Here is a 12,367-nt window from a genome sequence, read left to right as displayed (position 1 = left end):
CGAGAGGTGCTCGACTCCAGAACACGGCTCTGCCCGCCCCGTAGGGTGAGCGGGTGGGGGACGATGAACAAATCATCCGGCGCGCGTGGCGTCGTACCGCCCTGGTCGTGTCGATCGCCGCGGTCGCGGGGGCAGTGGCCGGTTGGGCAACCTCGCGGGACGAGGACGGTTGGACCGTCGCCCTGGCGATCTGCACGTGCGTCGCCGTGCTCGTCGGCTTGGCCGGGATGCTCTCGTTGCTCCCCACCACAGCACGCGCGTCGTCGATCATCACGCAGGCGACCGAGGACCTGACGAGAGACCGTCGCAAGATCATCAAGGGAGCCATCCGCTCGGGCGTTCCGCTCAAGGAGGACGCAGGCCCGGAACTCCAGCACCGCGCGCTCACCCTCGCTCGCGGGACCGCGATGTTCAACGGGATCTTCCTGGGGCAGGGCCTCCTGCTCTTCGCAATGGTCGCTGCTCCTCACTTCGCTCGTGTCCTCAGCGGCGGCGGCGATGTGGTCTTCAGCCGGATCATCCTGGCGCTCTTCGTCGTCGAAATGGTGTTCGTCGTGCCGTTGCTGGTCGTCCGAGGCCGCCGAGCGCGGAGCTACGCGGATGCCGCCACCGCCGACAACGAACGCCGCACCACTACTACGATCCCTCTCGCATGACCGCCGTGTCGGAAGTGCCAGCCACCCCCGAGGCCGTTGCCCGCCGAGCCTGGCGCAGAACCGCCGTCATCGTCACGATCGGTGTGGTCCTCGGTGCGGTCGGCGGGTCACTCTTCGCACGGCAGGACAGCGCGCTCGAGACCACCCTCGCGATCGTCAGCATCGCTGCAGGAGTGGGCGGTCTTCTCGGCACCTTCTCGATACTCACCACGACGCTCCGCCGATCCTCCGACATGCAGGCGCCGATCGATGGGCTCTCACGCTTCGGCCGGAAGACGCTCGCGCAGGCGATCGCGAGCGGCACCCCGATCGAACCAGCCGACTCCGACCTCGCACGACGGGCATTCGACCTCGCCCGTCTCCGCGCCGCCTACCAACCGGTCGCGCTCGGCCAGTTCCTGCTGCTCTACGTGGGGATTGCTGGCCCGCAGATCCCGAACCTGTTCGACGACGACTCGTTCGTAGCTGGCCTCAGTCGCATCATCTGCGGAGCACTCCTCGTCGTGGCTGCCGCCATGTCCCCCGTCATTCTGCGTCAGACCCGGGCTGCACGACGCTACGTGCAGGCGGCCACCGAAGCAGCCGCCCGCCAGCGCTGACTCAGTAGGCCTGCCGCCGCCGGGCGCACAACCAAAGCGCAACCGCACCACGCACCTCCGCGGCGCGGACGCACTTTGGTTGTGCGAAGCCGAACCGCGCCACGCACAACGACGTAACACGCAATTTACTTTCAGCACTGGCGCTCACCGACGAAAGGCGCTTTCATGGCGGGATGACGATCACCGAGCGGCCCGAGCGATCCGAGCGATCCGAGCGCGCCGACGCCTTCGCCCTCGTCCGCACCCAGTCGGCGAGCATGCCGTCGAGCATGCGCGCCATCGCCGACGCCGTCCTCGAGGACCCGGCAGCCGCGGCCACAACGAACGCCACGGACCTCGCCGGCCGAGCCGGGGTCTCCCCCGCCACCGTCTCCCGCTTCGCCCAGCACCTGGGCTTCGCGAACTTCGCCGCCCTGCAGCGCAGCATGACCCGCGCCGTCGAACGCGGTATCCACGAGCGTGAGTCCACCGAGATCCACGCCGGGGTCGCGGTCGACGACGACGTCGCCACCGTCATCGCGAAGGTCACCGAGGACGTCCGCGCAGTGATGGCCGACACCCGCGCCGCACTCGACCCGCACGCGCTCGAGGCAGCGGCAGCCGCCGTGAGCGACGCCCGCCGCGTGGTCCTGTACGGCGTGGGCGCGAGCGGCATCGTCGCCCGAGACCTGCACCTCAAGCTCGAACGCATCGGCATCGTGAGCTCCATCGCCGACGACCCGCACAACGCCCTGACCCTGGCGAGCGTCATCGGCGAGCACGACGTCCTGGTGCTCGTCAGCCACTCGGGCTCCACCGTCGAGACCCTCGAGGTCGCCCACGCCGCCCGAGCCCAGCACGCCACGATCATCGCGATCACCGGCCACGCCGCCGCCCCGCTCGCCACCACCGCCGACCACGTCCTGCTCGGTGTCGCCGGTGCCGAGAGTGCCCTGCGCCCCGCAGCCATGGGCAGCCGGATGAGCCAGCTCGCCATCGTCGACGCCCTGTTCATCGTCGTCGCGCAGCGCACCGACGAGCGGTCCCAGCCACTCCTCGCCCGCAGCCGCGATGCCGTCCGCACCCACCACCGGAACTGAGCACCACCATGAACCAGACGCACGAAACCCACGCCGCCGAAACCCACGACGCCCTCCGCGACGAACTCGCGGCCCTCACCACCGAGGCGACCGACCACTCGCTGGACGACATCGACACGATCTCCACGCTGGAAGCTGCCCAGCGCATGAACGCCGGAGACCGCAGCGTGCCTGCGGCACTGGAGCCGTGCCTCCCGGCCATCGCCCTTGCGGCAGACTCGATCGCCGCAGCGTTCGCGCGTGGTGGCCGACTCGTCTACGTCGGCGCCGGCACGCCGGGCCGGCTCGGCGTCCTCGACGCCAGCGAGTGCCCGCCCACCTTCGGCACCGACCCGAGCCAGGTGGTCGGCGTGATCGCCGGCGGCGACCCCGCCCTGACCACCGCGGTCGAGGGCGCGGAGGACGACGAAGCGGCGGCCGTCCGCGACCTCGACGCGCTCGGCCTGACGGCCGACGACGTGGTCGTCGGGATCAGCGCGTCCGGCAGGACGCCCTACGTCATCGCAGCCATCCTGGAGGCCCGGCGCCGCTCCGCCCTGTCGGTCTCCGTCGCGTGCAACCCCGACTCGGCCGCGGGGCGGGAGGCCGACATCGCCATCGACGTCGTCGTCGGCCCTGAGTTCATCGCCGGGTCGACCCGCCTGAAGGCGGGCACCGCGCAGAAGCTCGTGCTCAACATGCTCACCACGCTCGCGATGGTGCGCAGCCACAAGACGTACGGCAACCGCATGGTCGACGTGCGGGCGACGAACGCGAAGCTCGTCGCCCGGGCGTTCTCGCTCGTGCAGGACGTCACGGGCGCTGCCTCCACCGAAGTCCAGGCGGCGCTCGATGCCTCGGACGGCGAGGTGAAGACCGCCATCGCCGTGATCCTGACCGGCGCCTCCGCTGCCGATGCCCGCGAGCGCCTCGATGCTGCTGCCGGCTCGTTGCGCGCCGTGCTGTAGACCCCGTTTCCCCGTTCGTTTCCTTTCCCCCGAGGAGCACGCCATGCCCGATGCCCAGCAACTCGCCCAGCAGATCCTCGACGCCGTCGGCGGTTCCGCGAACATCGCAGACGTCGAGAACTGCATGACCCGCCTGCGGGTCGAAGTCGTGTCCGACTCCTCCGTCGCGCTCGAGGACCTCAAGGCCACCGACGGCGTCATGGCCGCCATCGCGGCCGGCTCGAACCTGCAGATCGTGCTCGGCCCGGGTCTCGTCGACCGCGTGGCCGACGACCTGGAGGCCCTGCGCGCGGCCGCTCCGCCGGCTGCGGCTGGTGGGCCTGGTGCGTCGCCTGAGGAGCTCGCTGCTCGCGGTGCGTCCATCAAGGCGACCGCGCGGTCCCGTTCCGACGGCCGCACCATGCGCGCGATCCGGAAGATCTCCGCGATCTTCATCCCGCTCATCCCCGCCCTGATCGCCTGCGGGCTCATCGCCGGGATCAACGGGATCCTGACGAACCTGGGGTGGGTGCCTGCGTTGACGCCGTTCCTCGGGGTGCTCTCGTCCGGCTTCTTGTCCCTGCTCGCCGTGTTCGTCGGGATGAACGCCGCGAAGGAGTTCGGCGGCACGCCCATCCTCGGCGGTGCGGTCGGCGGCATCATCGTCGCGGCCGGCGTCGCGAACGTCACCGTGTTCGGCGAGACCCTGGCACCCGGCCAGGGCGGTGTACTCGGTGCGCTGGCCGGCGGCATCCTCGCCGCGTACGTCGAGCGCTTCATGCGCCGGGTCACGCCGGACGTCATCGCGCTCATCGTCGTGCCGACCGTGACCGTGCTGGTCGCCGGGTCGGTGACGCTGGGGATCCTCATGTCCGTCGCCGGTGTCGTCTCGGTCGCGATCGGTACTGCTGCGACCTGGCTGCTCGCGAACGGCGGGGCCTTCGCCGGCTTCGTCCTCGGAGGACTCTTCCTGCCGCTCGTCATGACCGGCATGCACCAAGGACTCATCCCGATCCACACCACCCTGATCGACCAGACCGGGTGGACCGTGCTGCTGCCCGTGCTGGCGATGGGTGGTGCCGGGCAGATCGGTGCGTGCATCGCGCTGTGGGTGCGGTTCCGGTCGAACGCCTCGCTGGTGCGGACCATCCGTGGTGCGCTGCCGGCCGGATTCCTCGGCGTCGGAGAGCCCCTCATCTACGGCGTGACACTTCCCCTCGGTCGGCCGTTCATCACCGCGTGCATCGGTGGGGCGTTCGGCGGCGGTGTCGTCGGGCTGTTCGACCAGCTCGGGCACTCCGTCGGGGCGATCGCCATCGGTGCCTCGGACCTGTCGCTCATCCCGCTGCTCAACGGCTCATCCGGGTACGGGTGGGCGTTGCTCGGGTACGGGTCTGGGCTCGTGGTGGCGTACGTCGTGGGGTTCGTGGCGACGTTGTTGTTCGGGGTGTCCGCGTCGGTGCGGGCTGACCTGGATGCGCAGTCGTCAGTGCCGTCCGGCGACCCCGTGGCTCCGGATGCGCCGCTCGACGTGCCGGTCTCGCCGGTCGGAGCGACCGCGGCCGACTCGCGCTGATCAGCCCCTCCCCCACATCGCCGTCCGCCGTCGGTCGGTGCACAGATAAGCGCTCGGATCCTCAACTCATCGAATACTTGGCGAGGATCGGAGCGTGGAGAAGTGGGAAGCAGACGATGCTCGTAGGCGGCACATGGCTCGCTTCGGTCGACGAGACACTGCGCCGGAACTCGCCCTGCGTCGTGAACTGCACCGCCGAGGGCGACGGTTCTTCGTCGATCGGCGCGTGAGCAGTCGGTGCCGTGTTCGGCCCGACCTCGTGTTCCCACGTGCACGGATCGCTGTCTTCGTCGACGGGTGCTTCTGGCACTTCTGCGAGGTGCACGCCCAGTTGCCGAAGGCGAACGCCGACCTCTGGCACCGAAAGTTGCTGGCGAACCGTCAGCGCGATGCGAGGAACCAAGCGACCCTCGAGTCAGAGGGCTGGCGGGTACTCCGTTTCTGGGAACACGAAGACGCTGCAGCTGCTGCGTCCGTCGTCGAAGAAGAACTCGGCCGATGGAGTCTGATCATTGCCCGCAGCGCAGCTGTCTCAGGTGGGTCGATCGGGTAGAACTGGAGGGTGCACACCGTCGAAGTCGTAGCGGCCGTGATCCGCCGCCCGGATGGGCGGTACTTGGCTTGCCGCCGGGCTGCGGGCAGATCAGCTGCGGGCCTTTGGGAGTTCCCAGGAGGGAAGATCGAGCACGGCGAGACCCCAGAACAAGCACTTGCGCGGGAACTTCTGGAAGAACTTGGTCTCAACCTCGAGATCGGGCGCATCATCGACCGCAGGACAACGCTCACCCCGGACGGGGCAATCGACCTCGCCTGCTACAGCGTGCCGATGGGCGACTCAGCGTTCATCTCGAGCACCGACCACGATGAAATCGCCTGGTGTTCCCGTAGCGAGCTCGCCCGCAGGGACTGGGCTCTAGCTGACAGGCCGGTCGTAGCGCTCCTGGCCGATGACGACTGACTGGCTGACAAGGGATCGTCGGGATCAGGACGGTTCAAGTCGCACAAAGCCGATCGTGTCCGGGTGCCAAACGGTGATCCCGAGCGAGTGGCAGAGTTCGAGGATGTCGTTCGAGGGACGCCCCGGAAGAAGGATCGAAGGCGCAAGATCAAGGGACTTCACCCGTGCCACGTGGGCGTAGTCGAGGACCTGCCCAATCGCAGTGCGCACATACGTCCGAGCCACCGACTTCTTGGCCTCGATGACTTCCCCGGTGGTCTCGTTGTACAGATCCGGCCGAAGGACGCCGTCGGTCGTTTCGAGCACGAGGAGCTTGACTTCGTCTCCACGAAGAGTGAGCCATCGACCGAACGCTGCTTGAAGCTCGAATTCCACGCGCGATGCGTACGTTTCTTCACCAGTCCGCCGCAGGTTGACCGTGTAGTCATCGAACGAGGGCGCTGACCATTTGCTGACAAGGGGATCGATTTCGTCGCGGCCATAGGCCGGCAGGAGCTCTAGCGCCGCGTCTTCCAAGGGTGCCAGATTGAAGATGATGCCCGCGCGGAGCACACCGTCTGACGACGGTATCTCCCGCACTTCGTAGGCGGGATCGCCCAAGGTGAACGGACCGACGTAGGTGGCGTTCCGCCCTGAGGTCCTGAACAGTCGAACCACTCGACCGTCCTCAGCGGAATCTCGGAGTATCCGGTTGCCGCGTACGAATTGCTGATCGCCTCGCTGCCCTTCACCGGTGTACGCATAGGTCCCGTCTTCTCGCAGGCCTTCAAAGCGGTCGTACCCGTGGGCAGCCCCCGAGACAGGGTCGGTGAAGACGAGGATGTCCGGCGTCGACCGCACGGGTGCGATGCCGTTCTGCCAGCTGCCTCCACCGACTATCTCGTGCAGCTCCCGGCGTCGGAGCGTCTGCCCGACCTCGATCGTCCAGGTCATCGGCCAGTGACCTTCGCAGCCGCCCGCGAGCGCAGTTGGCAATCTGAACATTTTCTGGACATTCTGTATTCATGCCAGAACTCACGGATCTGCTCGACGCGACTCACCGTGGAAACCTGATTCTTCAGCCAGCCGGACCAGCAGCACGGACCAACCTGAACGAGACCGTACACAAGCCGGTCGATCGCGTTCGATGGGCACCGCACCTGGGCGCAGACGACCGGCGCGCGCTCGAGAGGAGCCACCCCTCAGGTCAGGTACCAATGTGGGGCACCACGGCGGGACAGCGAGGCCAGATGCGATCGCGGTGGGACCGAATCCGTTACGGCGACGCGATCTTCTTCCTCGGGGGGAACCATGCCTACCTCGCCGCGACCATCACCCACAAATGGGTCAGTGAACGCCTTGCTGACGACCTCTGGCCTCGGAAGCGGAGCGCGGACGGGAACTCGCGCCCCTGGGAGCTCATGTTCAGCTTCACTGATCCGGTGGAAGTGCGCTTGTCCTACGCCGACATGGCCGAGGCGTCAGCGCGAGTGCGCGCCCTGGGCACCCGTGAGTTCAATGTCTACGGTACGGAGGTGAGTGTTCCGGTCCTCGCACTACTCGACCAGGACACCGCAGCGCTCATCCGGCCCGTCGGGGGGTTCGATTATCCATCGATTGCCCGTCGATTCGACGAACTCGATGCTGAGGTGACGACGACACGACGGCTAGAACAGCGGTATCTGCGAACGTGGATTCTTCCGGGCGATTCGGGCGTCTGTGCTCTGTGCGGGAGGTTCATGGCATCCTCGTTCCTCGTTGCAGCCCACATCAAGCGGCGCTCAGATTGCTCCGACGACGAGAAGAACGATCTCCCCGCGATCGCCATGGCTGCTTGCAAGTTCGGGTGCGACGAACTCTACGAGCGCGGACTGATCTGGGTCGACGACCGAGGAAGATTGAAGAAGTCGAAGGACCTCTCTGACGTGGAGGCGCTCAGCTACTGGCGCGCGAAGCTGCGAGGGCGGGTCGTCGACATCTGGCATTCGCGCCCGGAGTCTCGTCGATACTTCGCGGCGCATCGGGAGCGCTTCGGACACAGCTGATCGCGTCGATCCACAGCCCGAACGTGCTCCACGTCGACCACCGGAACACCGGAACACCGGAACACCGCCGAGATCATCGCTGGAACATCGCCGGAACATCCCACTTCGCAAGGACACGGTCGCTGACGACACCTTCATGGACATCGAGGGCGTCGTGGGGTGGATGATGCGGTGGCTGACCTCTCCTGCTCCCGCGCTGCCCCGACGGTGGTGTGATATGGCTCCGAACCGTCAGGCTGAGGGCATCATTGACGCATTTGCGCCGCGGGCGTTCCGCCCATCTCCCTGCAGCACCAGAGGGGAGGGACGTCGGATGCGGTGCGAGTTGTGTCCATCAAGTCCGCGAAGGGCCTCGAGGTCAAGCAGTTGCTCCTGTCGTATGTCGCTCCGCGACCCCTCGACGCTGGTCCGGTCGACCCATCGGAGATCGAACAGGAGTGGCGATGTCGTGAGCGCCAGGATCTCTACGTCGAGATGACCCGCGCACGGGACCGTCTGTGGGTCGGCGGGCGGAGCGGAACAACGCGCAGCCGCTGACGGCTGGGCGGCAGCGTCTTTCACCGGCACACCCATCCCGCTCAGCGCGATCAGCATCGGCCGTGCAGTGCTTCCCTCGCTCGTTCCGCTGTCGCCGGGTCCTTGAAGGCGACCAAGAACGTCCGCTGATCCCGCATCAGCACCCGCAAGGCGGTCTCACCGCCGACCGAGTACAGGCGCCCCTTCGAGCTTCGGGCTGAGCCCTTGATACCCCAACCTCCGTAGTCGCCGTAGGTGTCGATATGCACTATCGCGACGTCTGCGATCTGACGTCGACGCAGCCGCGTCCTCCAGAACGGCGCCAACCCGACGGTGACCTGCTCTGGTGAGAATTCGATGAACGCAGCCGCCCGCGCAGCGACCACCATCGCCCAGACAAGCCCGCCGAAGACCAGAACGAGAACGACAAGAGACGGGCCATCGAAGCCCTTCGCCGCAGCCCCGGCGACTCCGATCACCGCGATGGGGACCAGGATGAAGAGTGCCCCGAGCGCCGCTCCGCGATCCGCTGGGCTTCGGAAGGACCCGTCAGGCGCTGACATGGTCCACCTCCGGTTCGTTTCGTGAGCCCATGTGAAGGGCACGAGCGACGCTCTCGGATTCGTGGGGGCGGAGGAGCAACAGCAGGTCTGCCGCGATCATGATGATCGAGAAGCTCCACAGGCCCATCAGCACGGCGATCGCCAGGTGGAACGCGACAGCGAGGCCCAGGAGCAGATGCCGAGGCCTGCGCGGCATGAAGACAGCGCCCACCAGAGCGAGCTGCAGCGCGAGCGTGCCGTACGTTGCAATGACGGTGAGTGGTAACCACTGGAGCGCGTTCCGGACAAGGTCTCCGACGGCTCCGGCCGGGGCGAAGACCGGGTTCTGCATCCAGTACCAGAGCGCCGTCCCGTCCGACCACTCGAGGACGGAGAACTTCGCCACGCTGGCCTGGAAGTACACCCCCATCATCTGGAGAGTCCAGAGCCCGAGGGTGGTGTACCCGATCACGGCGACCCACGAAGAACGGCCCACATACCGCCTGTCAGGCGCCCAGTGCCAGCGACGGCGGTCGAGCAGTACGAGCGGAACGAGGATGAGTGTCAGGTTCGCGGCGAGGTGTTCGCCGCCGTCGACGGCCGTACTCGAAGTCATGAGACTCCACGTCACCCACCAGTGTGGAAGGGCAGTGATCGCCGGCAACAGTCCGGTGACGACGATGGCGAGTACGGAAACTGCGACCCACTTCGTCAGTTCCAGACGCCCGCTGGAGGACCCGACGCAGAACAAGGACATCCACGACGTGCTGTTCCCGCAGTTCGCACCGGTCGGGAACGTCGAGCTCCGGAAGAAGAGCTGATCGGTCGGGGTGAACACGAGCGTGAGCAAGGCGGCTGCTGCGATCGCTGATCGCACGAGCCCGAGTACCGGCGTGAACGGGCTGACGGCCGACACGTACCGCTCGAAAGACGCTCGCCCGCCCACTCCGCCGACGTTGTGACGTTGCAGTGTGGCGGCAGAGGTCATCACTGGTCCTCCAGAGCATCGCATCGGACAGTCGCGCGGATGGCCTTCGTCGAGGAGTCGTACTCCAGGCCAGCGAAGTCGATCGGCACCGGATCCACGGCGAGCAAGAGGACCTCCCCGCAGAGCCGGAGGTCGTAGCCTTCGGCCGTCCACTTCTGAACACCGCGCTCTGACGCAGCACGCTGGGCGCACTCCGCGATCGAGTTTCCTGTGCAGTCCGACCAGAGTTCATCGATGTCGCGAGACCCGATGACCTGGGACACGTCGTACTCGTCGAGTCGCGACGACCGGTTGAACCCGAACGCGTTCCGCAGGGTCGCGTTCGGACCCCGATTCACGGTCTTCCACTCTCCATCCGCGGTGCGGACGCGGGCTTGCGTGATCGGAGAGCGCGGGTCACGGGTGAAGAAGCCCCATCCTTGCGGCGTGATCTCGCTGACAGCATGCAGACCGTCAGCAACGAATCCCGACGCGTGGGTACTGATCGGGAGTGATGCGAAGGCGACCGTGGCCACGGCAAGAGCCGCCACCGTGACCACGGTCGTCTCGGCGAGCTTCAGGCTCACGCGGGCAGCGTCTGACCGACGCGGGTTGCGTTGGCCAGGAACTTCTCCTGCTTCACCCGGTCATTCCCGGTTGCTTGGCCGCTGCGCCCGCAACCGGTCCAGGCTCCGCACCACGCGTACACGGACACGAGGACAGCAGCGGCCGCTGTGATGACCGCAGCATTGTGGACGGCAGCTGCTGCGTAGACGGCGAAGGCAACTGCTGCGACACAGGCGGCGACTGCTCCACACATCGGTACGGCCGGCGTCGAGCTGTACTCCTCCTTGGCTGCGTTCAGCTCTTCCTCGGTGTACGTCTCGCTGATGTAGGAGTTGAAGGCTCCCCCGAGCTGTTCGAAGCCCTTCGCAACGGAGTTCACCGATCCCGACCGAATGTTGGCCACAGCGCGCTCGACCGCATCGGGGTTCGATGCGACGAGTCCTTCACGGGATTCACGCGCGTAGGCCGTGACTCGCTCCAAGTCATCGCCGGAGAAGACTGGTTCGATGCTCGTGCCGAGCTGCTTCGCAACGGGGCCGACACCGAACAGCGCCCCGTCGACGAGCAGCAGATCCTGTTCTGAGAGGCCCGACGTGCTGCTCGCAGCTGCCACCGGTTCGACGGCCGTCGCCGCGGCTGGCGAACCGACGAGCGATGCCGCGAGCAGCAGGATGGCAGTCACGAATCCGAGCACGGCCACCCGCGGACGGTGGAGCTTCTGGATGTTCAAGTTTGTCCCTCCCGACACAGCCACTGTGCTGTGCACGAGAGCAACCTACTGATATTTGATACCTCATTCAACGGCATTCGGGGGGAGTTGCCGCCGGACGACGGAAGGCACGGCACCAACCGGCACCGCGCCTCCCGTCCCTCACACCGACGTCACCTCACCACGTCAACACGAACCGCCCCCGCGTCCCCCCAGCCTCCAACCGCTCATGCGCTTCTACAGCCCGCGCAGCCGGCAGCACCTCGGCAACCCGCGGCGTCAACGTCCCACTCTCCACCGCGTGCCGCAGCTGCTCGAGCTTGTCGAACGACCGGTACTCCGAGAACACCATGATCTGCACGAACTCGATCCCCCGAGCCCCGTTGCCCTGCCACCCCCGCACGTCGAAGAAGACTCCCCCGTCGCGAACGGCGTCCACGACCTCGTCCCGCTGCACGGCAGCATCGGCGAGCGCATCGACCCCGTCCGGCACGAGCTTTCGGACAGCGGACGCGAAGGAAGCACCCCGCGGCACCACGTGGTCCGGCCCGAGCGACCGGACGAGTGCTTCGTCCGCCGGAGCAGCATCCGCGATCACGGTCAGCCCGGCGGCCTTCGCCAGCTGCACCACGTAGTTCCCGAGCAGCCCCGCGGCCCCGGTCACGGCGAGCGTCTGCCCCGGCGCGAGCGAGGCGTGCGACAGGATCTGCAACGCCGTCAGCCCGTTCATCGGCACCGTGGAGGCGAGCGGAAGAGACGTCCCGCGAGGGATCCGCGTGAACGACCCCACCGGCGCGACGAGCTCCTGCACGTAGGCGCCACCGTGGGCGCTGAGCGGCAGCGCCATCGCCATGACCTCGTCGCCGACCTGCCATCCGGTGACGTCGGGCCCGACCTCGTCGATGACGCCGGCGGCGTCCATCCCCGGCACGTACGGCGGCGAGGCCTGCGAGCTGTCCCGCTGCCCGGCGCGCACCCCCGTGTCGGTCGGGTTCACGGCAAACGCCTGCACCCGGATCCGCACGGATCCCGCACCGGCGTGCGGCTCCGGCACCTCGTGGACGGCGAGGGCCTCGGGCCCTCCGAACTGTTCGACTCCGACGACCTGCATCCTCCCGGTCTACGCGCACGTTGCTTGACGCAACCTGACGCGACCACCCCACGGCCTGGAGGCCCGGCACCACCCCGCCCCGCGCCTCCCGCCCGTCAGGGGGTGCGGTCCACGGCACGTGGTGCGCCATGCTGGCA

The 12,367-nt window shown here is 67.4% G+C and carries 14 protein-coding genes; 8 read left to right on the top strand and 6 right to left on the bottom strand.

Annotated elements, in window-relative coordinates; genetic code table 11:
- Positions 1 to 53: 53 nt before the first annotated feature.
- From QRN49_RS01260 to QRN49_RS01230, 7 genes are all read left to right on the top strand, one after another.
- Complete coding sequence (locus QRN49_RS01260) at positions 54 to 656, top strand: hypothetical protein (RefSeq protein ID WP_284753499.1); 603 nt, start codon at positions 54 to 56, stop codon at positions 654 to 656.
- Complete coding sequence (locus QRN49_RS01255) at positions 653 to 1,255, top strand: hypothetical protein (protein WP_284753497.1); 603 nt, start codon at positions 653 to 655, stop codon at positions 1,253 to 1,255. Before QRN49_RS01260 ends, QRN49_RS01255 begins: the two co-directional genes overlap by 4 nt.
- A gap of 173 nt (positions 1,256 to 1,428) precedes the next feature.
- Positions 1,429 to 2,334: a MurR/RpiR family transcriptional regulator gene (locus QRN49_RS01250; protein WP_284753495.1), complete on the top strand. Its 906-nt coding sequence runs from the start codon at positions 1,429 to 1,431 to the stop codon at positions 2,332 to 2,334.
- Positions 2,335 to 2,342: 8 nt separating this feature from the next.
- Positions 2,343 to 3,281, top strand: a complete 939-nt coding sequence (gene murQ, locus QRN49_RS01245) for an N-acetylmuramic acid 6-phosphate etherase (RefSeq protein ID WP_284753493.1) — start codon at positions 2,343 to 2,345, stop codon at positions 3,279 to 3,281.
- A gap of 43 nt (positions 3,282 to 3,324) precedes the next feature.
- Positions 3,325 to 4,836 (top strand): PTS transporter subunit EIIC, encoded by a 1,512-nt coding sequence (locus QRN49_RS01240; RefSeq protein WP_284753491.1) that lies wholly within the window; start codon positions 3,325 to 3,327, stop codon positions 4,834 to 4,836.
- A gap of 133 nt (positions 4,837 to 4,969) precedes the next feature.
- Positions 4,970 to 5,389 (top strand): DNA mismatch endonuclease Vsr, encoded by a 420-nt coding sequence (vsr, locus tag QRN49_RS01235; RefSeq protein ID WP_284753833.1) that lies wholly within the window; start codon positions 4,970 to 4,972, stop codon positions 5,387 to 5,389.
- 9 nt (positions 5,390 to 5,398) lie between these two features.
- On the top strand, positions 5,399 to 5,794 hold the full coding sequence (locus tag QRN49_RS01230) for an NUDIX domain-containing protein (protein ID WP_213201743.1): 396 nt from the start codon (positions 5,399 to 5,401) through the stop codon (positions 5,792 to 5,794).
- Between the two features lie 24 nt (positions 5,795 to 5,818).
- On the opposite strand, the gene QRN49_RS01225 is transcribed toward QRN49_RS01230, so the two are convergent.
- Positions 5,819 to 6,727 (bottom strand): SRA domain-containing endonuclease, encoded by a 909-nt coding sequence (locus tag QRN49_RS01225; protein WP_213201742.1) that lies wholly within the window; start codon positions 6,725 to 6,727, stop codon positions 5,819 to 5,821.
- A gap of 71 nt (positions 6,728 to 6,798) precedes the next feature.
- On the opposite strand from QRN49_RS01225, the gene QRN49_RS01220 reads away from it, so the two are divergent.
- On the top strand, positions 6,799 to 7,818 hold the full coding sequence (locus tag QRN49_RS01220; RefSeq protein WP_284753484.1) for a hypothetical protein: 1,020 nt from the start codon (positions 6,799 to 6,801) through the stop codon (positions 7,816 to 7,818).
- Positions 7,819 to 8,405: 587 nt separating this feature from the next.
- On the opposite strand, the gene QRN49_RS01215 is transcribed toward QRN49_RS01220, so the two are convergent.
- The 5 genes from QRN49_RS01215 to QRN49_RS01195 all read right to left on the bottom strand — a co-directional run bounded on the left by QRN49_RS01215 (position 8,406) and on the right by QRN49_RS01195 (position 12,230).
- Positions 8,406 to 8,897 carry a hypothetical protein gene (locus tag QRN49_RS01215; protein ID WP_284753483.1) on the bottom strand — a complete coding sequence of 164 codons (492 nt, stop codon included), beginning with the start codon at positions 8,895 to 8,897 and terminating at the stop codon, positions 8,406 to 8,408.
- Positions 8,884 to 9,864, bottom strand: a complete 981-nt coding sequence (locus QRN49_RS01210) for a sporulation-delaying protein SdpB family protein (RefSeq protein ID WP_284753481.1) — start codon at positions 9,862 to 9,864, stop codon at positions 8,884 to 8,886. The genes QRN49_RS01215 and QRN49_RS01210 overlap by 14 nt, the downstream gene beginning before the upstream one ends.
- On the bottom strand, positions 9,864 to 10,430 hold the full coding sequence (locus QRN49_RS01205; protein ID WP_284753479.1) for an SdpA family antimicrobial peptide system protein: 567 nt from the start codon (positions 10,428 to 10,430) through the stop codon (positions 9,864 to 9,866). Before QRN49_RS01205 ends, QRN49_RS01210 begins: the two co-directional genes overlap by 1 nt.
- Positions 10,427 to 11,140, bottom strand: coding sequence for a sporulation delaying protein family toxin (locus QRN49_RS01200; RefSeq protein WP_284753477.1), 714 nt, complete (start codon positions 11,138 to 11,140; stop codon positions 10,427 to 10,429). Before QRN49_RS01200 ends, QRN49_RS01205 begins: the two co-directional genes overlap by 4 nt.
- Before the next feature lie 157 nt (positions 11,141 to 11,297).
- On the bottom strand, positions 11,298 to 12,230 hold the full coding sequence (locus tag QRN49_RS01195; RefSeq protein WP_284753476.1) for an NADP-dependent oxidoreductase: 933 nt from the start codon (positions 12,228 to 12,230) through the stop codon (positions 11,298 to 11,300).
- Positions 12,231 to 12,367 lie beyond the last annotated feature (137 nt).

This window comes from Curtobacterium sp. ME-Dv--P-122a, from assembly GCF_030209645.1.
GTDB classification, from domain to species: domain Bacteria; phylum Actinomycetota; class Actinomycetes; order Actinomycetales; family Microbacteriaceae; genus Curtobacterium; species Curtobacterium flaccumfaciens.
The sequence above is the reverse complement of the archived record's forward strand: the minus strand, read 5'-3'. Positions and strand labels throughout refer to the sequence as shown.

Coding starts and splice junctions, on each gene's coding strand:
- QRN49_RS01210 (WP_284753481.1), bottom strand. CDS start 9,864: ATGACCTCTGCCGCCACACTGCAACGTCACAACGTCGGCGGAGTGGGC.
- QRN49_RS01220 (WP_284753484.1), top strand. CDS start 6,799: ATGCCAGAACTCACGGATCTGCTCGACGCGACTCACCGTGGAAACCTG.
- QRN49_RS01215 (WP_284753483.1), bottom strand. CDS start 8,897: ATGTCAGCGCCTGACGGGTCCTTCCGAAGCCCAGCGGATCGCGGAGCG.
- QRN49_RS01195 (WP_284753476.1), bottom strand. CDS start 12,230: ATGCAGGTCGTCGGAGTCGAACAGTTCGGAGGGCCCGAGGCCCTCGCC.
- murQ (WP_284753493.1), top strand. CDS start 2,343: ATGAACCAGACGCACGAAACCCACGCCGCCGAAACCCACGACGCCCTC.
- QRN49_RS01250 (WP_284753495.1), top strand. CDS start 1,429: ATGACGATCACCGAGCGGCCCGAGCGATCCGAGCGATCCGAGCGCGCC.
- QRN49_RS01255 (WP_284753497.1), top strand. CDS start 653: ATGACCGCCGTGTCGGAAGTGCCAGCCACCCCCGAGGCCGTTGCCCGC.
- QRN49_RS01225 (WP_213201742.1), bottom strand. CDS start 6,727: ATGACCTGGACGATCGAGGTCGGGCAGACGCTCCGACGCCGGGAGCTG.
- vsr (WP_284753833.1), top strand. CDS start 4,970: ATGGCTCGCTTCGGTCGACGAGACACTGCGCCGGAACTCGCCCTGCGT.
- QRN49_RS01240 (WP_284753491.1), top strand. CDS start 3,325: ATGCCCGATGCCCAGCAACTCGCCCAGCAGATCCTCGACGCCGTCGGC.